The organism is Knoellia aerolata DSM 18566, from assembly GCF_000768695.1.
Classification (GTDB): domain Bacteria; phylum Actinomycetota; class Actinomycetes; order Actinomycetales; family Dermatophilaceae; genus Knoellia; species Knoellia aerolata.
In genome coordinates this window covers 19,291-40,824 of sequence record NZ_AVPL01000034.1, presented here as the reverse complement: position 1 = coordinate 40,824, position 21,534 = coordinate 19,291, and the positions used below count along the sequence as shown (strand labels likewise).

Sequence of the window (21,534 nt, the reverse complement as noted above, 5' to 3'; positions counted from 1 at the left end):
TGAGCCTGACGGCCATCGCCTTCTGGGCGTTGGTGGTGGTCGCTCTCGTGGCCCTCTTCAGGGGTGTACGCGGCGATTCGAACCAGGTCCGGAGGGACGACGACGACGCCCACCGCATCCTCGACCAGCGGTTCGCCCGCGGCGAGATCGACACCGACGAGTACCACGCCCGCCAGGTGGCGCTCCGCTCGGCGCACTGACGCCACCCGGCCTGATGAACCCACACCCTCCGAGACCGCGGACGTCGTGCTCAGGTGCTCGGACCAGGATCTTCATCGAACCTTCAGGGAATCCAGGCCAAGAGGCCCCTCGTCGCACCGCATGGTGGACACCGGTGCGCCCACGAGTCCCTTTCCTCGGGTGCGCACCACGATGATCGACCAACGCGACCAAGGAGCAAGCTCTCGTGCACGTCACCCAGCGGTACCCCACCCTTGCCGGACTCGGCATCGCGGCCGTCCTGACCCTCAGCGCCTGCGGAACGGACCAAGCCGGGTCCGGCGCGGCCGGTGGGACGGGCTCAACGACATCGAGCACGTCCGAGACACCTGAGGCAGGCCGGAAGGGCGACGTCATGTTCGCGCAGATGATGATCCCGCACCACCAACAGGCCGTCGAGATGGCAGACCGGGCTCTGCAGAACGGGGCTTCCCCAGCGGTGACGGAACTGGCACAGCAGATCAAGGCGGCGCAGGGTCCGGAGATCGAGACCATGACGACGTGGCTCCAGGAGTGGAGGGCCCCCATGACGGCGGAGGAAGGTCATGGGGGGCACGACGGCGGCGCCGGCATGATGGCCGACGGAGACATGAAGGACCTCTCCGCTGCCAGTGGCCCGACGTTCAACGAGATGTGGCTCACGATGATGGTCGAGCACCACGAGGGCGCGGTCGTCATGGCGCAGGACGTTCTCACGACGACCGGCAACCCGGAGGTCAAGGAGCTGGCCCAGGCCATCGTTGCTGGCCAGAAGCAGGAGATCGCCACCATGACCTCCCTGATCAGCGGGACGTCATGACGGCCATGGGTCTCGATGGCAGAGTGCCTCGCACGACACGGCCCCCGCGTCGAGGAGTTCTCGCGATCGTTGCCGTGGCGGCCGCTGCCGCTCTGCTGGGCGGGTGCGCGTCCGATGCGGGCGGGGCGGACGCTCCTGCCGCGGTGGTCCCGGGCGTCGCGAACGACCCCAGCGTGTCGGCTGGTGTGAAGGGTGCAGCACTACCGGCCGCACACGTCCACGGTGTGGGCCGGGATCCCGGTGACGGGACGCTGCTCCTGGCAACTCACGAGGGCCTGTACCGCTTCGGCCCCAGCGGCCCGACGAAGGTCGGCCCGAGCATCGACCTCATGGGGTTCGCGGTTGCGGGGCCGGGTCACTACTACGCCTCCGGCCACCCGAACACCGTCCGAGAGCTGCCGCAGCCGATGGGGCTGATCGAGAGCACCGACAGTGGTACCACGTGGACGGTGCTCTCCCGTGGCGGGCAGTCGGACTTCCACACGCTCACGCCGGCTGGCGGCACCCTCCTGGCGTTCGACGGACAGCTCCGGCGCACGACCGACCGCCGGACGTGGTCGACCGCGTCGATCTCGGGGGAGCCGCGGACGCTCGCTTCCAACCCTGCGGGCGAGTCCGTTCTCGCGACGACCCGGGACGGACTCCTGCTCTCGAAGGACCAAGGAGTCACCTGGACGCCGGTGGCGGGCGCCCCACCGCTGCTGCAGGTCAGCTGGGGTGACGACCAGACGGCTGCGGGTGTCACCTCCGATGGGGCCGTGGCGATCAGCACCGACGGCGCCCAGACCTGGCGGTTGACGGGTGCCAGGGTCGCGCCGCCGCAGGCGATGAGCGCCAGCATGACGACGGCGGGACTCGAGATCCTCGTCGTCACCGGCACCGAGGTCCTGAGCTCCCGGGACGGGACGAGGTTCACTCCCATCTCTGGCTGAACATTCCCGTACTCCGATCCCGCCGGCGCACGAACAGCGAGCACTGGAGCGGCATCACGTGCGCCGCCAGTGCGCTGCCCAGGGTCGATCGCGCACGGGACCATCGACCCTGTCGTGCAGTGACACCCGGGTGTGGACTGGGTGCGGAACCTGCGTGCACGACCTGGGGCCCGGGTCGACATCGGTCGTGACCGCTTCACCCCTGCGCACCGGTTCCTGACAGAGGACGAAGCCGTGGCCGTCGGTGAGCAGTTCCGTGAACGCCACCCGCTCAGGCTTCGGTTCATGAGCTGGGTGCTCGGATGGGGTGACCTTCGGAGTGAGGAGGCGCTGCGTGCCTTCGTGGCGTCCCGACCGTGCGTGGCCCTGACGCCCACCGATGCCAGTGGTGAGGAATGGAGAGCGCACTCGCCCGACCGGATCGCTGGCTCTGGGGCTGTGTGACGTTCGTGAACGTCACCGGGCCCTGCGCCTACTTCGTGTTCGGGCGCCGTCGAACCCACTGAACGACGCCTCAGCGAGACCGCCCGTGTCCCTCAGGACGACCCACCCGCTCGTCCACCATGCATCAGACCAGAGCCGGGGCGGCAGGATGCCGGAGGCCTCACACGCTGCGCAGCACCAGGAGGAACTGCCCACCGGCCGACTCGACCTGCGTCGTGACGGCCAGATCGGGGGCGAAACGCGACAACCGGTCGAGCAGCCACGCGGCGCCCTCGTCGGCGTCCGTGCGGCTCGGACAGCGCGCCACCACCTCGCGCCCGCCCTTGCGTCGGAGGCGCTCGACGGTCGCCACGATCGGGGCGGGGTCGACGACGAAGAGCTGCGGTGACCACGGCACGACCGGCCGCACCGCACCCTTGCGGGTGTTGCAGGCACGATGCGCGAGCCGTTCCGTGACTGTCGCGGCCTTCTTGGGCTTCGCGCCGCCGCCGTCGACACTGGGACCGCGATCCGAGTTGACCGAGGCGTGGGGGTCCACCGGCTCGTCGCACAGCCAGCATCGCCACGAGTCTCGGTCGCCGACAGCGCTCAGGTTGCTCATCCGCGAACCGTAGCCGCGGATCCGCGTCCATCACCGATGACCCGCACCGGTGAGGACGTGTCGCCATCCGTCCGCCTCGGGCGGCAGGGCTCTTGGTCAGTCGTGGCCGTTGCACCCCTGAGCCTTCGCGGCAAGGTAGTAGTCCGCGGCGTCCAGCAGGTAGTGCACGTCATCGGTGTCGTGGTAGATCTGCAGGGCAACCGCCGACAGCGTGTACAGGCCGGCGCACGACATCGCCACGGAGTCGGAGCTGCTGGACGCCGTGTCCCCGCCGTACTCGGCCCGGCGGGCCTCGAGGAACTCCGCGTCGATCAGGTCGCGTGCGTCTCGTGACGCCCCCGGCCCCGCGCGTCTGACCTCGTCGAGAATCGCCTTCAGGTGGGGCTTCAGCTCATCCACACGCAGTCCGGTCGCCTCAGTCATGGCCCTCCACCTCGGTCCCTCGTCCGACACCGAGCACGCAGCGTGCTCCCTTCGATGATGGCGGCGGGTCACCTGGCCTGACAAGGGGAAGCAGCCCGAATCCCGGCACGGTGAGCGCACGGAACCCGAACCCGCGAACCCGCAGGTCAGGCGGGGCGTTAACCACCGGCGGGCTCAGGTCGGGTCGGGTTCGCGAGGCTCGGCGACGGCCGGATCGCCCACCGGTTGCGCGGAAGGCGTCGAGGGTGGATCCTCATCCGGTGGGCCGGGGTCACCGTGCGTGAAACAGTCGGGCAGAGGCAGGCCAGCCCCAGGCATGACGGAGCGCCTCCCAGCCAGACCCGCCCTCAGGGCGGTCAGTGCCCGGGGGGCGCTTCGGCCATTCACGCCGCGACCGTCGAGTGATGACGTCACTCCTGATCATGACGTTGGCTGCCGGCAACGGTGCGGCGGACGCATACTGAACTCATGGTCGCCAAACAGCCCCGCATCGAGGACGAGGCGCACGAGCCCGATCTCGACACCCTCCGTGAGCGCGCGGACGAGGCCGAGGTCCGCGCCTCGGCCAGCGACGAGCGGGCAGGGGCACAGAACGCCCGGGTGGACCGGCTCGAGGAACGGGTCGACATCCACGAGGAGCTCATCGCCGAGCTGCAGGCGGAGGGCTCGCTGAGCCGCAAGCACGCGGCGAACCTGGAGCAGGCACTGCGGTCGGCACGCCTCATCGGGTCGGCTGTCGGCATCGTCATGGCCAACCGCAGGGTGAGCGAGGACGTCGCCTTCCGGACTCTGGGCAGGGCCAGCCAGAACACCAACGTCAAGCTGCGCCTCGTGGCCGAGGAAGTCGTCCGCACGGGGGACGTGAGCCCCCTCCCGGAGCTGTGACCCGCGCCCCGGCGCACGTCCCCTCGAGCTGCTAGACAGGGGGACCTTGGGCCGTTGCCTTCACCCCGGGGGTCGGGTTGGCTCGGACCATGAGCACGACGAGCGCCGGGGGCGCCGGCAGGACGCCGGGCAGACAGGGTCGGTGAGGGGCGGTGCGCGCATGGGAGACCACGGGTGGGGCGGGTCGTGTCGACCGGATTCGGCTCACCCGACGGGGGACCCCGACACCCGGCATCGGTGAGCTCCTCGTCCGGGTCGAGGTGTGCGGCGTGTGTCGGACCGACCTCCACGTCGCCGACGGGGACCTGCCGGTGCACCGACCTGCGGTCGTCCCCGGCCACGAGGCGGTGGGGACGGTGGTCGACGCCGGGGCGGATGTCTCGCGGTTCTCGCCGGGCGACCGCGTGGGGGTCGCCTGGTTGAGGAGTACCTGCGGCCGATGTCGTTGGTGCCGGCGCGGCGCGGAGAACCTGTGCCCCGAGGCGACCTTCACGGGCTGGGACGCGGACGGTGGGTATGCCGAGCTGGTCACCGTCCCCGCTGCGTTCGCCTACCGCGTCCCGGACGCTCTCCCGAGCGAGCAGGCGGCCCCCCTGCTCTGCGCAGGCATCATCGGCTACCGCTCCCTCGTGAGGTCGGAGCTGCCCCCGGGTGGTCGGTTGGGCATCTACGGGTTCGGGGCGAGCGCGCACCTCACCGCTCAGGTCGCCCTCGCGCAGAGCGCTGAGGTGCACGTGATGACCCGCGGGTCCGGCGCACGGCGCCTGGCCCTGTCCCTGGGCGCTGCCTCGGCCGGCGGCGCCGACGCACCCCCTCCGGTCCCGCTCGACTCGGCGATCATCTTCGCGCCGGCGGGGGAGCTCGTACCGCACGCGCTCGAGGCGGTGGAGCGAGGTGGCACGGTGGTTCTCGCGGGCATCCACCTGAGCGATGTTCCACGACTCGACTACCAGAGGCACCTGTTCCACGAGAAGCGGCTCACGTCGGTCACGGCGAACACCCGTGCCGACGGCGATGAGCTGTTCCGCCTGGCAGCCGCCCTGTCGGTTCGCGCGGACGTCACGACCTATCCGTTCGAGGCCGCGGACCGGGCACTGACGGACCTGGCAGCCGGGGACGTCACCGGCGTGGCCGTGCTGTCCGTCGGCTGAGGCTGAGCCGAGGGCGAGCCGAGGTGGAGACCGACGCCGTGGTGGGTGGGCCCGGCCGTGCCAGAGTGAAGCTCCTCACGGCGAGGCCTGGGCACGCAGGGTGAACGACCGGTCGACGAGCGTCCGGTGGTTCCAGGTGTGGCCCGAGAGTCCGACGGTGATCGTCTCGCCACCGTCGTCTCGCACCCGCAGCATCCCGAACTGGCCTGCCTCGAGGAAGGGTCCGTCGGTGTAGGGCCCGCCCTTGGGGCTCGGTGGTCGGTCCAACGGCCCGGCGTGCAGGACGGGAAAGCCCTTCGTGACCATCGTGGAGTACTGGCTGTGGGTTCCGTCGTCGAGCGCGAGCATGTGTGCGTCGCCGCCCAGCATGACGAGACGGTCGGTGAGCCCGTACGAGGCGACGACGTCGGCGAGCCGCGAACGCTGGGTGGTGTAGCCGCCCCAGTCGTCCGCGCCCTGGCTGGCCCCGGCCACCCAGGGGTTCGGGTTGACCCACACGACAATGCCGTCGCGGTCCCGGGCCCGTGCGAGCTCGTCGACGAGCCACCGTTCCTGCTCCCTGCCGAGCAGGAACTTCGACGCGTCGTCGGCCGCGGCCTGCGGCGTCCGTGTCGAGCGGGTGTCGGTGAGGAGGAATCGCACTCGGCCGATGGAGAAGGCCTGGAAGACCGGGCCCCCGTCGGCGTCACCGGTCAGGGGGTAGTGGGGCACGTACTCCCGGTAGACCGCCTGGGCGGCGGGTCGGGTACGCGCGGTCTCGTTCGCGTCGTTGCCGGCATAGTCGTGGTCGTCCCAGACGTACCCGACGGAGGTCGAGCGGTACAGGGCGCTCTGGGCCGTGCTGGCGAGCGTCCGGTCCAGGGCCTTCCGGAAAAGGGACCGGTCGTTCTCGACGATGTTGGCGTAGTGGATGTCGCCGATCGCGAGGTAGGCAAGGGGCCGCTGGTCCCGGATCGCGTCGAACACCGCCCCGTTGGAACCCGTGACGGCGCAGCTGCTGAAGGCCACGCCGAAGCTGCCGGCTCCGTCGGGGAACGTCCGGAGCTGCCCGCGCCGCACGAGGTCGAGCCGTCCGTCGGCCTCAACCGCGTAGTGGTACGTGGTGTCGGGACGCAGCCCCTCGAACGTCGCGCGGACGATGGACCGGTCGCCCGGGTCCACGCTCTCCGGAGCGGAGAACCGCGCATCGCCGAGGTCGGATGCCTCAGCCAGGGCAACCCGAACCCGTCCATGGGCTGACCGGAGCTTCGCGACGACGGTCGTCTGGTGCGGGCTGGTCCCCCCGGCCCAGACCCACTCGACCGCCGAGGAAGGCAGGGCGGAGGCCGTCGTCTCCGGGTGGGCGGGCCCGAAGTAGCGCGCGTACACCCGGTCCGCGCCGAACCAGACCCCGCCCACGAGAAGGACGGTGACGACGAGGAGCCGACGGATGTGGACGGCTTCGCGGTCTCGTTGCCACGCGAGCCACCGCAGGAAGGCGGGGACGAAGAAGACGATGCCCACGCCCACACCCACCGCCGGTGGGTACTGGATGCCGGCGAGGATCGCGAGTCCTGCGCCGGCGACGGCCATGACGGTGGCGCCGACCATCTCGGCTCGGCGCGCCACGAGCGTGCCGAGGCCGAACGCCACGAGCAGGCCCACCTGCACCGGCACCACGAGGTCGGCCTCGACCGTCAGCCCCGTGTCCGCCTGCGGGATCAGACCCCGCGTCGCGAGGAAGCCGAACAGCGACGTGGCGCACAGGCCCCAGACGGTCGCCACGAAGCGAGCCACGGCCACCACACGGTCGCCGACCGGGTGAGGCCCCAGCAGGCGAACGCCAGCGGGCCTGACCCTCAGGCGGGGCCCCGGGGAAGGGGACCGGGGGACGGTGGTCATCGGGGTGAGACCGACCACGCGACGGGCCCACGGTGGTGGTCTCCGGAACCGCACGGCGACCGCCAGTGACGCCACACCCACCACGCCGAAGCCCGCGGAGCAGGCCAGGAGAAGCGCGAGCACCCAGGCGACTCCCTCCGACCACGGGGTGAGCCCCACGAAGTTCCCGACCGCACCGATGGCGACGTAGATCGCCAGACCCAGGGCGGACGCGCCCCACACGGCATACGTCCGTCTGCGTCGCAGGCCCCCGCGGTCCTGGGCCGCGCCCTCCATGCCCTGCAGGGCGGTCACGCCGGTGGCGCGGCCGTTCAGCGCTGCGATCCGCTCGAGCCATCGTTGCCCGTGGACCCGGGAGAAGGTGTCGTGCACCACCGCCCCGGCGGAGAAGACCAGGCCGACTCCGAGGATCGCCGGAACGATCACCGCTGCCTCGGGGGCCGGCGTCATGGTGCGGACGTCCTGTCGAGCCTGCGTCCTGCCACCCGCGCCTCGTCAGGGCCCCCACCGGCATCAGCGTCGAGGATGGCGACCAGGCCACGGTCGCCGTCGACGGTCACGACGGCGGCACCGTCGTCGTCGAAGGACGCGACGAGACCGGGGACGTTGAGCACCGCCGGGATGCCCAGCTCGCGCGCCACGATGGCCGCGTGGGAGAGGGGTCCCCCCCGTTCGACGGCGATGGCGCCCGCGCGCATGAACAGTGGGGACCATGAGGCGTCCGTGGACGTGGCCACGAGGACCTCGCCCTCGTGGAGCTCGTCCGTGGGCTCCCGGACCACGCGTGCGACCCCGGTGAACACGCCGGCTCCCGCCGCCCAGCCGTGGAGCTCGGTTCCCGTCGGCCGCACCACCCGTTGCGCCGTCGGTCGCCCCCGGAAGCGCTCCGGCAGCGGCTCCTCGGCGGCGCACTGCTCGAGCCACCGACGGCGACGTCCGAGCTCGGCACGACTGGGGCAGCGGCCAGCCAGGGCCGCGTGCAGCTCGCCCTCGTCGAGGAGCTCGACGTCCTCGGGTCGGTCGAGGCGGTCGTCCACCGTCAGGCGCCGACCCAGCTCGAGGTGCACCCGTCGGAGCTGCCCCCCGAGGGCCAGGGTCGCCGTCTTCGTCGACTCACGCCGGTCGAGCAGCTCGACCGCGACGTCGACGAGCCGTCGGGCGGTGAGGAGCCGCCGGTCGACCAGCTGGCCGGGAGGGGACGGGCCCGAGGGCACCGCACTCAGGACGCGGGTGAACTCGTCCCACAGGATCTCCCTGCGCCGGGCCGCGTCGCCCGTCGGGTGCTGGGCTCCGACCTGGGACGCCGTCCACACGAGGTCCCACATGTGGTCCAGGTCCTCGTCCCAGCACGGCCCCCCGAACACGGCCATCGACCCGGCGCACCGGGCCGCCTCGAGCAGGGCGTCGTGCAGCGCCGCGCCCCTCGGAGTGGCGAGCAGCCTCTCGCGCGCGACGTCCCAGCCCACGGCGTCGTGGGGGAGCAGGTCATCCCGCGACAGTGCAGCGACCTCGGCGGCCGACGGCCGCCACCACTCGGCGGATCCGCGGTGGGCGGTGAGCCGCTGGGCCCACCGTTCCGCCTCGGGCTGGTCGAATCGGCGGAGCAGCCAGGACTCCAGGTGACGGTAGGACGCGGTCGCCGACGCGGCCACCGCCACCTCCGCCGCCATCGCTCTCCCGGCGAGGTCGAGCAGCCGGTGGCGGAGGCGCAGCACCGCCTCGAGCGTGGCGGTGCCCGACGTGTCGGCCCTGACCACCGGCGACGTGGCGGCCATGACGATCTCCGCCTCGCGGCTGGACCGGCGCCGCAGGCTGAGCATGGCGAGGTCGTGGCGTGCCGTGCGCCACCGGGACTCGTTCGCGGGGGTGCTGACCGTGACGGGCCGGTCCCCGGTCGCGAGACCGAAGTACTGACGCTCCACGTCCTCGGGCCTGCCCCCCGGGATGGCGGTCGCCATCTGCTCGAGGACGTCGAGGCTGAGGGCCGCGCGCGCCCTGAACCGACCGATGATCGTCGCCGGCGGCGGGAGCTCGGGCAGGACCTCGAGCTCGTCGAAGAGTCGCCGGAAGGCCTCCTCGAGGATGAAACCGGCGGTCGCCCACCGCAGGGGTGGCAGCACCCCGGGCAGCGTCTCGGCGATTCCCGCCGTCGTCCACCGCGCACCGTCCGGCGTCGGCGTGTCGAAGCCGTCGTCCCGCCGCCTGGTCACGATGGCGATCGGTCGGGCCTGCAGCAGGGTGAGCATGCTTCCGTCCCAGGCCCATTCGATGTCCTGGGGTTGGCCCAGAGCCGCCTCCACCCGAAGCGTGAGCCTGGCCACCTGCACCTCGAGCGTGTCGTCGGCGTGGCGGGGTCCGCAGGCCTCGAGTCGGGGGATGCGCGTCACCTGCGGCGTGACGCTCCCGGAGACCAGTCCCTCGCCGAGGCCGGCCACGGCCTCGACCCGAACGGAGTCGGGCACCTCCGGGTCGAGCGAGAAGGCGACGCCCGCGCACTCGGCTGGAACCATCGGCATGAGCACGACGGCCATGGCCAGCCCGGCCTCGTCGACCCCCTGGAACCGTCGGTATGCCGTGGGGGCGGGCTGCCACAGCGAGGCCCACACCAGGCGTACGGCCCTGATCAGCTCGCGTTCGGTGCCGACGTCGAGGTAGGAGCGGTACTGCCCCGCGAACGACATGGTCCCCATGTCCTCCGCCGTGGCGGACGACCGGACCGCGAGCCGCGTCGCCCCGCCAGCGGTGACGAGGGCCACGGCGTCGCGGATCGCGTCCGTCACGTGGGCCGGCAGGGGGGCGGCGAGGAAGGCGTCGTCCAGCAGTCGCTCCTCGGTGGCGGACCGGTCCGGCGAGGAGGAGCGGACCTGCCGCCGACCGAGCAGGTCCGCGATGGGCTCCTGGCGCGCGACGGCGTCGTAGCACTCCGTCGTCAGGACAGCGCACGGCGGGACGGGGAAGCCCTCCGCGATCACGCGGTCGAGCCAGGCGCCCTTGCCCCCGACCAGGCCCGGTGGGAGTCCGCCGCCTCCGAGGGGCAGGACGAGGGGCCGCGTCACACCACTCATCCCTCACGCGCTGCCGAGGGCACCGTCGGTGCGTCGACGCCCGTGGAGCCCGACTGTGGCTGCGTCCCCACACCCTCGAGCTGGCGGCGGTAGGTCGCGAGGGCGCGGTCCGCGATGCGTCCCACGGGTTCGCCGGTGAGGTCGGACCGGGCCTGCAGCCAGGCGAACAGGTCGGCCCTGGTCGTCAGCCGGCGCCGAGACGGTGGGACGAGCAGGAACCACACGAAGCAGAGGACGACGACCCCCGCGAACAGGACGACGAGGTCGGGCTCGCGCACCAGGGCCGCGTCCACCAGGCCGACGGCCGCGACCCCGGCGATCGTCAGGAGCAGGACACGTTCCACGCGGGTGGACATGTGACGACGGTGTCATCTCCGCGCGGCCGCAGGTCAGGGCCGAAGGTCCTGTGGCACGGCGCGCTCCGGCTCACGGTGGCCGACGGATGGGGACGACCCGTCAGGACCGTCCCCATCCGTCAGCGTGGCGCGCGCCTAGCCGGTCGCGCCGTGCGCCAGGCCGCCGTCCTCGCCGGCGAAGGTGCCCTCCGGTCCTGCCGGCTCCGGCAGGGTGAACGCCGGGCCGGGGACCTTCTTGCCGTCCACGCCGTTCACCGAGTCGGTGGAGTACGCGAACGTCAGCATCGCGAACGCGATGAGGTCGCTGTTGACCTCCAGGGCGTGCAGGTCGACGTTCCCGAGGGTGTCGCAGGCCTCGTGGTAGCAGGGGTCGAACTGCTCCCCGGCCTCGCCGCCCCAGATCCTTTCCTGCTCCGGGGTCTTGATCTCCTCGGCGCCGGTGAAGAGCCCGCTGGACGGGATGCCGGCGAGGATGAAGGCCTCGTAGTCGCTGCGACCCGAGAACTCGGTGTCCTCGTACGGTTCACCGATCTTCGTGTAGTACGCCTCGTAGACGTCCTCGATCGCCTCGGAACCGGCCGGCACGGGAACGGGGGCCTCGAACGTCGACTCGTCGGCGTCGTACACCATGAAGATGTAGTTGGGGGAGCCGACCATGTCGTAGTTCATGTAGAGGGCGATGCGGTCCCGCTCCGCCTCGGACAGCCCGGCGACGTAGTCCGCCGAACCGACGAGGCCCTGTTCCTCGCCTGCCCACCAGGCGAAGCGCAAGGTGTTCTCCGGGTTGAGGTTCGCCATCATCAGTGCCGTCTCGAGCAGCGCCGCGGATCCCGAGCCGTTGTCGTTGATGCCGGGGCCCTCGACGACGCTGTCGAGGTGGGCGCCGGCCATCACGACGTTGTCCGTGTTCTTGCCCGGCAGCTCCGCGATGACGTTGTAGTCGGTGCGCGTCTCCGCCGGCAGCACCTGGACGTATGCCGTGGAGCCGGCCCTCGCGAGCAGGGCACCGTCGGCGAAGCTCGCCCCCACGACGGGGATCCCGTGGGTGACCGGACCCGGGGCGCCCGGGATGGGCTCGTCCACGCTGGTGCCGTCAGCCACGATCAGGCCCGACCGCTCCGGGGTGTTGCCCTCGTTCATGATGATGACGGCCTCGGCGCCCGCCTGCTCGGCGTAGTACGCCTTGGTCCCGAAGAAGCACGTGCCGCGCTGGATGAGCGCGATGTCGTTGTCGCCGCTGAAGTCGAGTCCGGCGAAGTCGGCGGCCTCGCACCCGCTCGTCGACCCACCCTCAGGTGTGAGGTCGACGTCCACCGGGATGACGTTGCCCTGCACCTCACCCGAGCCGCTGCCGGTGAAGACGCCCGTCGGGTACTCCGCCTCTGGCGCCGGGGTGAGCTGACGCAGGACTGCCGGGAAGTTGAAGGTGATGTCGACCGGGTCGAGCGTGACCTCGTAGCCCGCGTCGCGCAGCAGGCCGGCGACGTAGTCGACGCTGTCGGCGTAGCCGTCCGTTCCGGCTGCCCGCGTGCCGGGATAGACCGGGTCGGTGCTGTTGTCGGCGATCTTCTGGAAGGCCTCCTGGTGGGCGCGCACACCGTCGAGGGTCACGCACTCGAGGAGCTTCTGGTAGGTGTTGTTGCTTCGGTTGTCGCACGACGCAGCGGGTGCCGCCGTGCCGGACTGGGGTGTCAGTGCCGTCGTGAGCGCTGCGACGGCGGCGATCGCCGTGAGCCGCAGCGTGTTCTTCCGTGCCGGACGAGGTTCGGTCATGACCATCCACTTCGTTGTGGGTGAGCCGTGGCTGGACTCTGCTGACCGACGCTAGGGGTGCCACGGGCCAGCACGCCATAGTCCGATGTGACGTGGCCCACAGGCCGACCCCCTCGGAGTGCCGGTTCCGCGTGGATCCGGTGCGCCGACGGTCCACGCCGGGTCCACGCCTACCCTGTGGACATGACCGACCGTGACCGAGTGAGCGTCGAGCGCCTCATCGCCGCCCCTGCCGACAAGATCTTCGACCTGCTGGTGGACCCCGCACGCCACCTCGACATCGACGGGTCCGGGACCGTCCAGCGGGCACGTTCGGGCGGGCGTCGGCTCCGGCTCGGCGACACGTTCGGGATGGACATGAAGCTGGGGGCGAGCTACTCGACGCGCAACGAGGTCGTGGAGCTGGACGAGGACCGGCGGATCGCGTGGCGCACCCTGGCGCCCTTCCCGCTCAACCACCTGTTCACCGGCCGGACGTGGCGCTACGAGCTCGAGCCGGTCGACGGCGGCACTCTCGTCAGGGAGACGTGGGACATCAGCACCGAGGCCTGGCCGGGGCGTCCCGCCGTCCGGCGGATGGCCGGGTCGACGAAGCGCAACATGGAACGGACGCTGGCGCGGATCGAGGAGCTCGTCACCGACTGACGTGCGCCTACGATCGCTCCATGGGACAGGACGAACATCCGCGGGCGTCGATACCCAACCGCGTCTACGAGGCAGAGCTCATCCGGCTCCAGGCCGAGCTGGTCAGGGCGCAGGAGTGGGTCAAGGCCGAGAACCAGCGCGTCGTGGTGGTCTTCGAGGGGCGTGACGCTGCGGGGAAGGGCGGCACGGTCAAGCGGATCACCGAGTACCTCAGCCCGCGCAACACCCGCATCGTGGCCCTGCCGACGCCGACCGAGCGGGAGCGGAGCCAGTGGTACTTCCAGCGCTACGTCGAGCACCTTCCTGCCGGGGGAGAGATCACCCTCTTCGACCGCTCCTGGTACAACCGCGCCGGGGTCGAGTGGGTCATGGGCTTTTGCACGCCCCACGAGCACCGGCGGTTCCTGCACCAGTGCCCGATCTTCGAGCGCCTGCTCGTGGAGGACGGGATCATGCTGCGCAAGTACTGGTTCTCCGTGAGCGACTCCGAGCAGCAGCGCCGCTTCGCTTCTCGGCTCAACGACCCGATGCGGCAGTGGAAGCTCTCCCCGATGGACCTCGAGTCGATCACGCGGTGGGAGGACTACTCCCGCGCCAAGGACGAGATGATGGTGCACACCGACATCCCCGAGGCGCCCTGGTACGTCGTCGAGTCGGACTCCAAGAAGCGGGCTCGGCTCAACATGATCGCCCACCTGCTGTCCACGATCCCGTACGTCGACGTGCCGCTGCCGGCGCTCGCGCTCCCGGATCGCCCACCCCCACAGGGCTACCAGCGTCCGCCGCGCGAGCACACGACCTACGTCCCGGACCACAGCGCCAGCCTGGGCTGAGGCCGACGGAGCCGGCCGGCTCAGATGAAGAGCAGCTGGGCGCCTTCGGTCTTCTCGATGAAGTCGCTGGCGCTGATGATGGCCTCGACCTCGTCGTAGAGGTCCTCCTCGGTCAGGTGGTTCATGTCCGCCGACATCCGGCAGGCCCAGAGGTGACCTCCGGAGGCGACGATCTGTTCGAGGAACTCGGGGACCTCGGGGACGTCGAGGTCGGCGATCGACTTCTTGAGCTTGGACGTGGCCATGTGGGTGATCCCGGGAATCCCGCCCAGCCCCTGCGGCATGTGAGTGGCGGTGTTGCCCAGCGGGGTGAACTTGAGGTCGCCCATCGTCTTCTTGTTGATCATGTCGAAGCCCCAGAAGGTGAAGAACATGTGCGTCTCCACCCCCTCACCCAGGGCCGCGTTGGCGAGGATGAGGCCCGGGTAGGCCATGTCGAGGCTGCCCTTGGAGCAGATGATCGCCAGCTTGCGACCCTCGCTCGACGGGGTGTCGAAGCTCGGGACGATGGCCGGCGCACTGTCGGTGGTGGTCATGACGAAACCTTCCTGTACGTGGGTCGTGGGAGCCGGAGCGCTCAGACGCATCCGTGCGGCTTGGGGAGACCGGCGACGTAGGCCATCTTCTTGGCCGGCTTCTGCGGGAAGAGCTGGAACAGCTGCTTCGTCGGTATGCCGCCCGCGACCGTCACGCGTCGCAGCGTGGGCGTCTCCCCGCGGGCGGCGAAGTCCTCGCGGAGGAAGCGGATCGCCTTCCAGTGCTCGTCGCCGAGGTCGATCCCGATCTGGCTCGCCAGTGCCTTGCCCATCGCCTCGTCCCACTCGGCGGGATCGGTGAGGAAGCCCTCCTCGTTGACGTGCACCTGGCGGTTGTCGATGGTCGTGACGGGCATCGTGCTCACTCCTCTTCTGGCGGGGCGGATCGGGGGCCCCCGGCGTCGTCTGCGGGGACGACCTTGCCGGCCATGGACATCAGGGCAGGGAGGGGGAGCGGGCGTCCCGGCAGGAGGACGTTCCAGTAGATCCAGCGGAACGCCAGCTTGCCGAGGTGGTTGGCTCGGGTCTCCTTGAGCAGGCCCATCGGCCCGACGACCGGCAGGGGGTACCGGCCGGTGAGGGGCTGGGTGTCGTAGTTGAAGTCGATGAGCAGCCCCTTGCCGTCACCGGACTCGACGAAGCAGTTGGCGTGTCCGTCGAAGGCCCCGGTCATCGGCTTGCCGTCGATGAGCTCGAGGAAGTTGTCGACGAAGATCTCGACCGAGAAGTGCGCCACCGACCCGGCCTTGGACGCCGGGATGTCGGATGCGTCGCCGACGGCGAACACGTTGGCGTGCGCCGTCGACTGGAGCGTGTGCTTGTCGACGGGGACGTAGTTCAGCTCGTCACCCAGGCCCGATCGCGCGACGAAGTCGGCACCCATGTTGAGCGGGATCGTCACGAGCAGGTCGAAGGGCACCTCACGCTCGTCGTAGGAGACGAGCGCCTTGCGTTCGTTGTCGACCCTCTCGACCATGAAGTCGGACTCGACGAGGATCTTGCGCTCCTCGAGCATGTCGCCCAGGTGCTGGGAGGCGATCGGCTGGGTGAACGCCCCCGAGAGGGGTGTCACGTAGACGAGCTCGACCCGGTCGCGGATGCCGCGGTCCCGCAGCCACGAGTCCGCGAGGAAGGCGAACTCCAGGGGGGCGACGGGGCACTTGATGGGCATCTCGGTGATGTGGACGACGAGGCGCCCGTGGTCGAAGGCCGGCAGCGCGGCGGCGAGCGCCGAGGCTCCCTCGAAGGAGTAGAAGTCGAACACGCTCCGGCGCCACTGCTCCCCGAGCATCCCGGGGGTCTGGTCCGGTCGCGGCGTCGTCCCGGTGGCGATGACGAGGTAGTCGTAGGGGAGCGTGCGCCCGTCCTCGAGGTGGACCGAGGCCGAGTCGGCGTCCACACGGTCGATCTCGCCGAAGACGAGCTCGACCCCGTCGGGGATGAACGCGTGCCGCTTCCTCACGACCTGGTCCGGGGAGTAGGTGCCGAACGGCAGGAACAGGTAGCCGGGCTGGTAGCGGTGGTCGTCGTCACGGTCGACCACCGTGATCTCCCACTCCGAGGCCGGCAGCCGCCGCCGCAGCTTGTTCACGATCATCGTCCCGGCAGTGCCTCCACCGAGTACCAGCAGTCGTCTCACGTGTCTCGCTCCTTGGGTCTTCCTCCACGGACGACGTTAGGAGCCGGGGCGGGGACGGCGCAGGGCACTTGGTCCCGAGATGTGGGTGCAGCGGTGGTGGGGTGGGTGCATGGCGCGCCTGGCGTTCGACGCCGCCCCCGGTTCAGGCCGGTCCGGAGTGTGCCGCCTGCTCGGTGATCCAGTCGCTGGCCGGGCGCGGCGTGATGCCGCGTTCGCGCAGCGGCCCGTCGTCCCACCTGACCTCGCTGCGGTCCATCATCACCCCGGTGCCGAGGATGCTCGCCATCGCGTCGTTGCGGCGGGCGAGCACCTTCATGAGGAGACGTGCCACCCCGATGGGGGCCCGTCTGACCTTCATCGACCTGCCGGACGCCTGTTCGGCGAGGGCGACGGCATCGTTGCGGCTCAGGGCCTCGGGCCCGCCGAACTCGATGAGCTGCGGCGGGTGGGGCTCCGTCACCACGGCGGCGATGAGGGCCGCGACGTCGTCGGTGGCGACCCATCTCCTCTTCGTGTCGCCCTTGCCGAAGGTGGCGACCTTGCCCGCGGCCACGTCGAACCGACCCAGGGGTGCCAGGTGCACCTCCTGGAAGGCATCGGGTCGCACGACCACGCGTTGCATCCAGGAGGTGTGAAGCCTGGCCTCGGTGGCCCGCTTGGCTCGCTCGAGGGGCGTACCGAGGGAGTCGTCGAGGCCGGCATACGAGACGTAGACGAAACGTCGGACGTTCGCGTCCTCCGCCGCGTCGACGAGATGCCGCATGCCCACCTCGTCCACCTCGCGGATGGTGGGTCCCTTGGCGCCTTCCAGCCGGCGGCCGATGGCCGTGGCACTGGCGACGACCGTGTCGACCCCGCGGCAGGCCGCCTGCAGGGACGCGCGATCGGTGAGGTCTCCCGTGACGATCTCGGCGCCCGACGCCCGAAGGGTGGAGGCGTCGGAACCGGCACGGACCAGGCAGCGGACGGGCTGTCCGTCGGAGCGGAGACGGTCCGCGATGCGATGGCCCAGGTCACCGGTGGCGCCCACGACGAGGATCATCGGCGATCCCGACTCCTCGCGAGTGCGTTCACGCGCTGAGCCGGCCGTCGAGGGTGTGCCGTCGGGGCCACATGCAGACCACGGTAGACCCGGTGTCGCATCGACGGGAAGGTCTTCCGCAGAGCCGGGACCCCCGGATCGTGCCGTGGGGAGACCCGGGCCCTTTGGCCCGAGACAACCCGGACGAGAAGGAGGACGGTGGCTGCATGACCACGACCGCACCGCCCTCGGACCTCGCCATCGCCCGTGCCGCCCACCTCGAACCCATCACCACCGTGGCCGAGTCCGCCGGGATCCCGCTGGACCGGCTGCAGCCCTACGGCCGGCACGTCGCCAAGATCGACCTGGCCGCCGAGCAGGACCTCGCCGGGAAGCCGCGGGCGCGCTACGTCGTCATCACCGCGATCACGCCGACGCCGCTCGGCGAGGGCAAGACGACGACGGCGGTCGGCCTCGCCCAAGGGCTCAGCCAGCTCGGCCACCGGGCCACCCTCGCCCTGCGCCAGCCGTCGATGGGCCCGACGTTCGGGATCAAGGGTGGTGCGGCCGGAGCGGGCTTCAGCCAGGTCCTCCCGATGGAGACGCTCAACCTCCACCTCACCGGCGACTTCCACGCGGTGACGGCCGCCCACAACCTCCTGTCGGCCATGCTGGACAACCACCTGCACCACGGCAACGAGCTCGACGTCGACACGAGGAGCATCTCGTGGCGCCGGGTGCTCGACGTCAACGACCGGGCGCTGCGCGGCATCGTCGAGGGGCTCGGCGCCCGGATCGACGGGGTGCCCCGGCAGTCCGGTTTCGACATCACCGCTGCCAGTGAGGTGATGGCCGTGCTCGCGCTGTCCACCTCGCTCACCGACCTGCGCGGCCGGCTCGGGCGCATCGTCGTGGGGTTCACGACGACCGGGCATCCCGTCACCGCGGAGGACCTCCACGCCGCCGGTGCGATGGCGGTCATCCTCAAGGACGCGCTCATGCCGAACCTCCTGCAGACGACCGAGAACACCCCGGTCCTCATCCACACGGGGCCGTTCGGCAACATCGCCACCGGGAACTCGTCCGTCATCGCCGACCGCATCGGGATCCACACCGGGGACTACCTCCTCACCGAGGCCGGGTTCGGGTCGGACATGGGCGCGGAGCGGTTCTTCAACCTCAAGTGCCGGGTCTCGGGGCTCCTGCCGGACGCGGCGGTGCTCGTCGCGACGGTGCGCTCGCTCAAGGCGCACTCGGGCCGGTTCCGGGTCGTCGCCGGCCGCCCCCTTCCCCCCGAGATGCTGCTCGAGGACCCCGACGCGGTCCGGGCCGGTGCGGCCAACCTGCGTCGGCACATCGAGATCGTCCGGTCCTTCGGGGTGTCCCCGGTCGTGGCGGTCAACGCGTTCCCCACCGACCACGACTCCGAGCTGGCCGTCATCACGGACCTGGCCGAGTCGGAGGGCGCGCGCGTCGCGGTGTCGACGCACGTCCTCGACGGCGGCAAGGGCGCGACCGACCTCGCGGCGGTCGTCGCAGAGGCCTGCGACGACCCCCACCAGCTGCGCCACACCTACGAGCTCGACGAGCCGCTGCGGGACAAGATCGAGGCCGTCGCGACCCGGGTCTACGGCGCCGACGGCGTCGACTTCTCCGACGCGGCCGCGAAGGACCTCGCGCGCTTCGAGGTCCTCGGGTACGGAGCCTTCCCCGTCGTCATCGCCAAGACGCACCTGTCGATCTCGTCCGACCCCTCCCTCCGGGGGGACCCGCGCGGGTGGCGGATGCCGGTGCGTGAGGTCCGGGTCGCGGCCGGCGCCGGCTACGTCTACGCCATCAGCGGCGAGATGCGCACGATGCCGGGACTCCCGAAGCACCCCGCGGCGGCGTCCATCGACCTCGACGCCGACGGCCAGGTCGTCGGGCTCTTCTGAGCCGCGACCGAGCGACGGGAGGGAGCGGTGGCGGGACGTGACGGCCGGCGTGCCGGGTCGACCGCGCCCGGCCTGGCGACGCTGAGGAGCTACGACCGGACCTGGCTGCGCGGGGACGTGCTCGCGGGCGTGACAGTCGCGGCATACCTCGTCCCCCAGGTGATGGCGTATGCCGGCGTGGCCGGTCTGCCTGCCGTCGTGGGTCTCTGGGCGGCGTGCGTGTCGATGGTCCTCTACACCCTCCTCGGCTCCTCCAGGCAGCTGTCCGTCGGACCCGAGTCGACCACTGCGCTCATGACCGCGGTCGCGCTCGGGAGCGTCGCCGCGGGCAGCCCCGAGCGACACGCCGCGCTGGCGGCAGCCCTCGCCGGAATGGTCGGGGTGATCTGCCTCATCGCCTGGGCGTTGCGCCTCGGCTTCCTCGCGGAGCTGCTCTCGAGGCCCGTGCTGGCCGGCTACATGGCGGGCGTGGCCGCGCTCATGGTCGTGAGCCAGCTCGACACCGTGACGGGCCTCGAGGTGACGGGCGACACCGCGGCGGAGGAGGTGGGTTCGGTGCTGCGTCAGCTGGGCGACGTCCACGGGCCGACGGTGGTCCTCGCCGCCATCGTGCTCGCGCTGCTCCTCCTGACGAACCGCCTGTGGCCCCGGGCGCCGGGTCCGCTGCTCGCGGTCGTGCTCTCCGCCGGCGCCGTCGCCGTGCTCGACCTCGGCTCACGGGGGATCGACGTGGTCGGACCCGTTCCTCGGGGGCTCCCGTCGCTGAGCGTGCCCGAGCTCTCCCTCGCCGACGTGCGCACGCTGCTCCCTGCGGCGCTCGGCATCGCCGTCGTCGCCTTCACCGACAACGTGCTCACCGGGCGAGCGTTCGGTGAGCGCCACGACTCGACCCTCGACGCCAAGCAGGAGCTCCTGGCACTCGGCACCGTCAACCTCGCCGTGGCGGCGACGCAGGGGTTCCCGGTGAGCAGCAGCGGGAGCCGCACGGCGATCGTGGACTCGGCCGGTGGCCGAACCCAGCTCAACGCCCTCGTGGCGCTGGCGAGCGTCGTCGTCGCCGTGCTCGTCCTCAACCCGGTGCTGGCGGCCTTCCCGTCCGCAGCTTTGGGAGCGCTCGTGGTGTACGCGGGGATCCGGCTCGTGGACGTCCCCCTCTTCCGCCGCATCTTCGCGTTCCGGCGCACCGAGGGCGCGCTCGCCGTGGGCACGACGGCTGCCGTCCTCGTCGTCGGCATCCTGCCCGGAGTCCTCGTCGCCATCGTCCTGTCCCTGCTCGACCTCCTCCACCGGGTGACCAGACCCCACGACGGGATCCTCGGCCACGTCCCCGGGGTGGCGGGCATGCACGACATCGACGACTACCCGACCGCGACGACGGTGCCCGGGCTCGTCGTCTACCGCTACGACTCGCCGCTGTTCTTCGCCAACGCCGACGACTTCGTGACCCGGGCGATCGACGCGGTCGACCGGGCTCCGACACCGGCGCGGTGGCTGCTGCTCAACATGGAGGCGAACGTCACCGTGGACATCACCGCCGCCGACGCGCTCGAGATGCTCCGGGTCGAGCTGGAGCGGCGAGGAGTGGTTCTCGCCCTGGCCCGGGTCAAGCAGGACCTGCGCGAGGAGCTCGAGCGGACCGGCCTTGTCGCGAGAGTGGGGAGGGAGCGGGTCTTCATGACGCTGCCGTTCGCCGTCGACGGGTATGCCGCGTGGTCGGCCGCGCATCCGGAGCCGCCCGCCGGCGCCGGAAGCCCACGATGAGCCCGCTCGTGCGCCGCTGGGTCGCCTGGACCATCGCCGGGGAGATGGCGGGCTTCGGCGCGCCAGCCGTCGTCGGCGTGCTCACCGCGGGCTCGCCGACGCGGGTCGCCCTGCCCGCCCTCGTCTCGGCGGGAGCGGTGGAGGGCCTGCTGCTCGGTGCCGCGCAGGCGCACGTCCTCTCGTCTGCTCTCCCCGGACTGGACGTCCGGAGGTTCGCGCTGCTGACTGCCGGCGCGGCGTCGCTCGCCTACCTGGTGGGCATGCTGCCGTCCTCGACGGGATGGGCCGGGACGGACGCGCCGACCGCCCTGCTCGTGGCGGCGGCCGTCGTCGGGGGCATCGTCCTGCTCGGCTCGCTGGGGACAGCGCAGTGGCTCGAGCTGCGACGGCACGTGACCCGCGGCTGGACCTGGATCCTCACGACGGCCGGTGCCTGGTTGGTCGGCCTCGCCGTCTTCATGCTCGTCGCGACACCGCTGTGGCGACCCGGGCAGGGCGTGGCGCTGGCCGTGCTCGTCGGCCTCGTCGCCGCCCTGGGCATGGCCACCACGGTGGCCGTCCTCACCGGGCGCGCGGCTCAGCGCCTCGTCGACCGAGCCGTCGTGCCGCGTCCCGGCGCGCGGCTCGGCTGACCGG

The 21,534-nt window shown here is 71.3% G+C and carries 21 protein-coding genes; 11 read left to right on the top strand and 10 right to left on the bottom strand.

What is annotated here, in order from left to right; all coding sequences use genetic code 11:
• The 4 genes from N801_RS12410 to N801_RS21895 all read left to right on the top strand — a co-directional run.
• On the top strand, window positions 1-200 hold a 200-nt coding region (locus N801_RS12410), incomplete at its 5' end, for an SHOCT domain-containing protein (RefSeq protein WP_035938221.1).
• Between the two features lie 206 nt (window positions 201-406).
• The gene (locus N801_RS12405) at window positions 407-1,018 is read left to right on the top strand and encodes a DUF305 domain-containing protein (RefSeq protein WP_035938219.1); all 612 of its coding nucleotides are present in this window, start codon (window positions 407-409) and stop codon (window positions 1,016-1,018) included.
• A gap of 173 nt (window positions 1,019-1,191) precedes the next feature.
• Entirely contained in the window at window positions 1,192-1,950 is a 759-nt protein-coding gene (locus tag N801_RS12400) for a F510_1955 family glycosylhydrolase (RefSeq protein ID WP_245618427.1), read from the top strand.
• 395 nt (window positions 1,951-2,345) lie between these two features.
• Window positions 2,346-2,456 (top strand): PLDc N-terminal domain-containing protein, encoded by a 111-nt coding sequence (locus tag N801_RS21895; RefSeq protein ID WP_156996746.1) that lies wholly within the window; start codon window positions 2,346-2,348, stop codon window positions 2,454-2,456.
• 98 nt (window positions 2,457-2,554) lie between these two features.
• Here the strand turns inward: N801_RS21895 and N801_RS12395 are convergent, their stop codons facing one another.
• Together N801_RS12395 and N801_RS12390 are read right to left on the bottom strand one after the other, a co-directional pair.
• Complete coding sequence (locus tag N801_RS12395; protein ID WP_035938217.1) at window positions 2,555-2,995, bottom strand: hypothetical protein; 441 nt, start codon at window positions 2,993-2,995, stop codon at window positions 2,555-2,557.
• Between the two features lie 96 nt (window positions 2,996-3,091).
• On the bottom strand, window positions 3,092-3,418 hold the full coding sequence (locus tag N801_RS12390) for a hypothetical protein (protein WP_035938216.1): 327 nt from the start codon (window positions 3,416-3,418) through the stop codon (window positions 3,092-3,094).
• A gap of 468 nt (window positions 3,419-3,886) precedes the next feature.
• Here N801_RS12390 and N801_RS19830 point away from each other — a divergent pair, with 468 nt between their 5' ends.
• Together N801_RS19830 and N801_RS12380 are read left to right on the top strand one after the other, a co-directional pair.
• Window positions 3,887-4,303 carry an ANTAR domain-containing protein gene (locus tag N801_RS19830; protein WP_052112944.1) on the top strand — a complete coding sequence of 139 codons (417 nt, stop codon included), beginning with the start codon at window positions 3,887-3,889 and terminating at the stop codon, window positions 4,301-4,303.
• A 152-nt stretch (window positions 4,304-4,455) separates the two neighbouring features.
• Window positions 4,456-5,454, top strand: coding sequence for a zinc-dependent alcohol dehydrogenase family protein (locus tag N801_RS12380; RefSeq protein ID WP_035938215.1), 999 nt, complete (start codon window positions 4,456-4,458; stop codon window positions 5,452-5,454).
• 75 nt (window positions 5,455-5,529) lie between these two features.
• On the opposite strand, the gene N801_RS12375 is transcribed toward N801_RS12380, so the two are convergent.
• The 4 genes from N801_RS12375 to N801_RS12360 form a co-directional block, all read right to left on the bottom strand.
• Complete coding sequence (locus N801_RS12375; RefSeq protein ID WP_035938213.1) at window positions 5,530-7,785, bottom strand: alkaline phosphatase D family protein; 2,256 nt, start codon at window positions 7,783-7,785, stop codon at window positions 5,530-5,532.
• On the bottom strand, window positions 7,782-10,391 hold the full coding sequence (locus N801_RS12370) for a PEP/pyruvate-binding domain-containing protein (protein WP_035938211.1): 2,610 nt from the start codon (window positions 10,389-10,391) through the stop codon (window positions 7,782-7,784). The genes N801_RS12375 and N801_RS12370 overlap by 4 nt, the downstream gene beginning before the upstream one ends.
• Before the next feature lie 5 nt (window positions 10,392-10,396).
• Window positions 10,397-10,756, bottom strand: coding sequence for a hypothetical protein (locus N801_RS12365; RefSeq protein ID WP_035938208.1), 360 nt, complete (start codon window positions 10,754-10,756; stop codon window positions 10,397-10,399).
• Window positions 10,757-10,891: 135 nt separating this feature from the next.
• Entirely contained in the window at window positions 10,892-12,529 is a 1,638-nt protein-coding gene (locus N801_RS12360) for a M28 family metallopeptidase (RefSeq protein WP_211254729.1), read from the bottom strand.
• A gap of 183 nt (window positions 12,530-12,712) precedes the next feature.
• On the opposite strand from N801_RS12360, the gene N801_RS12355 reads away from it, so the two are divergent.
• Both N801_RS12355 and ppk2 read left to right on the top strand, forming a co-directional pair.
• Window positions 12,713-13,174, top strand: a complete 462-nt coding sequence (locus tag N801_RS12355) for an SRPBCC family protein (RefSeq protein ID WP_035938205.1) — start codon at window positions 12,713-12,715, stop codon at window positions 13,172-13,174.
• A gap of 20 nt (window positions 13,175-13,194) precedes the next feature.
• Window positions 13,195-14,007, top strand: coding sequence for a polyphosphate kinase 2 (gene ppk2, locus N801_RS12350; protein ID WP_035938203.1), 813 nt, complete (start codon window positions 13,195-13,197; stop codon window positions 14,005-14,007).
• A gap of 20 nt (window positions 14,008-14,027) precedes the next feature.
• On the opposite strand, the gene N801_RS12345 is transcribed toward ppk2, so the two are convergent.
• The 4 genes from N801_RS12345 to N801_RS12330 all read right to left on the bottom strand — a co-directional run bounded on the left by N801_RS12345 (window position 14,028) and on the right by N801_RS12330 (window position 17,224).
• A complete protein-coding gene (locus N801_RS12345) occupies window positions 14,028-14,543 on the bottom strand; it encodes a DsrE/DsrF/DrsH-like family protein (RefSeq protein WP_035938200.1) in 516 nt (171 codons plus the stop codon).
• Between the two features lie 41 nt (window positions 14,544-14,584).
• Window positions 14,585-14,899: a TusE/DsrC/DsvC family sulfur relay protein gene (locus tag N801_RS12340; RefSeq protein ID WP_035938199.1), complete on the bottom strand. Its 315-nt coding sequence runs from the start codon at window positions 14,897-14,899 to the stop codon at window positions 14,585-14,587.
• 5 nt (window positions 14,900-14,904) lie between these two features.
• The gene (sqr, locus tag N801_RS12335; RefSeq protein ID WP_052112942.1) at window positions 14,905-16,182 is read right to left on the bottom strand and encodes a type III sulfide quinone reductase, selenoprotein subtype; all 1,278 of its coding nucleotides are present in this window, start codon (window positions 16,180-16,182) and stop codon (window positions 14,905-14,907) included.
• Window positions 16,183-16,324: 142 nt separating this feature from the next.
• Window positions 16,325-17,224, bottom strand: a complete 900-nt coding sequence (locus tag N801_RS12330) for an SDR family oxidoreductase (protein ID WP_035938198.1) — start codon at window positions 17,222-17,224, stop codon at window positions 16,325-16,327.
• A gap of 206 nt (window positions 17,225-17,430) precedes the next feature.
• Between N801_RS12330 and N801_RS12325 the strand changes: the two genes are divergently transcribed.
• Genes N801_RS12325 through N801_RS12315 form a run of 3 tightly spaced genes read left to right on the top strand, consistent with a single transcriptional unit; the run spans window position 17,431 to window position 21,530 of the window.
• Window positions 17,431-19,137, top strand: a complete 1,707-nt coding sequence (locus N801_RS12325; protein WP_035938197.1) for a formate--tetrahydrofolate ligase — start codon at window positions 17,431-17,433, stop codon at window positions 19,135-19,137.
• A 27-nt stretch (window positions 19,138-19,164) separates the two neighbouring features.
• Window positions 19,165-20,898, top strand: a complete 1,734-nt coding sequence (locus N801_RS12320) for a SulP family inorganic anion transporter (RefSeq protein ID WP_052112940.1) — start codon at window positions 19,165-19,167, stop codon at window positions 20,896-20,898.
• A complete protein-coding gene (locus N801_RS12315; RefSeq protein ID WP_035938234.1) occupies window positions 20,895-21,530 on the top strand; it encodes a hypothetical protein in 636 nt (211 codons plus the stop codon). The genes N801_RS12320 and N801_RS12315 overlap by 4 nt, the downstream gene beginning before the upstream one ends.
• The last annotated feature ends 4 nt before the right edge of the window (window positions 21,531-21,534 follow it).

Bases quoted from the DNA above. Each gene is read 5' to 3' on its own strand.
- N801_RS21895 (WP_156996746.1), top strand. From the start codon at position 2,346: ATGGAGAGCGCACTCGCCCGACCGGATCGCTGGCTCTGGGGCTGTGTG.
- N801_RS12395 (WP_035938217.1), bottom strand. From the start codon at position 2,995: ATGAGCAACCTGAGCGCTGTCGGCGACCGAGACTCGTGGCGATGCTGG.
- N801_RS12390 (WP_035938216.1), bottom strand. From the start codon at position 3,418: ATGACTGAGGCGACCGGACTGCGTGTGGATGAGCTGAAGCCCCACCTG.
- N801_RS19830 (WP_052112944.1), top strand. From the start codon at position 3,887: ATGGTCGCCAAACAGCCCCGCATCGAGGACGAGGCGCACGAGCCCGAT.
- N801_RS12375 (WP_035938213.1), bottom strand. From the start codon at position 7,785: ATGACGCCGGCCCCCGAGGCAGCGGTGATCGTTCCGGCGATCCTCGGA.
- N801_RS12365 (WP_035938208.1), bottom strand. From the start codon at position 10,756: ATGTCCACCCGCGTGGAACGTGTCCTGCTCCTGACGATCGCCGGGGTC.
- N801_RS12360 (WP_211254729.1), bottom strand. From the start codon at position 12,529: ATGACCGAACCTCGTCCGGCACGGAAGAACACGCTGCGGCTCACGGCG.
- N801_RS12355 (WP_035938205.1), top strand. From the start codon at position 12,713: ATGACCGACCGTGACCGAGTGAGCGTCGAGCGCCTCATCGCCGCCCCT.
- ppk2 (WP_035938203.1), top strand. From the start codon at position 13,195: ATGGGACAGGACGAACATCCGCGGGCGTCGATACCCAACCGCGTCTAC.
- N801_RS12345 (WP_035938200.1), bottom strand. From the start codon at position 14,543: ATGACCACCACCGACAGTGCGCCGGCCATCGTCCCGAGCTTCGACACC.
- N801_RS12340 (WP_035938199.1), bottom strand. From the start codon at position 14,899: ATGCCCGTCACGACCATCGACAACCGCCAGGTGCACGTCAACGAGGAG.
- N801_RS12330 (WP_035938198.1), bottom strand. From the start codon at position 17,224: ATGATCCTCGTCGTGGGCGCCACCGGTGACCTGGGCCATCGCATCGCG.
- N801_RS12325 (WP_035938197.1), top strand. From the start codon at position 17,431: ATGACCACGACCGCACCGCCCTCGGACCTCGCCATCGCCCGTGCCGCC.
- N801_RS12315 (WP_035938234.1), top strand. From the start codon at position 20,895: ATGAGCCCGCTCGTGCGCCGCTGGGTCGCCTGGACCATCGCCGGGGAG.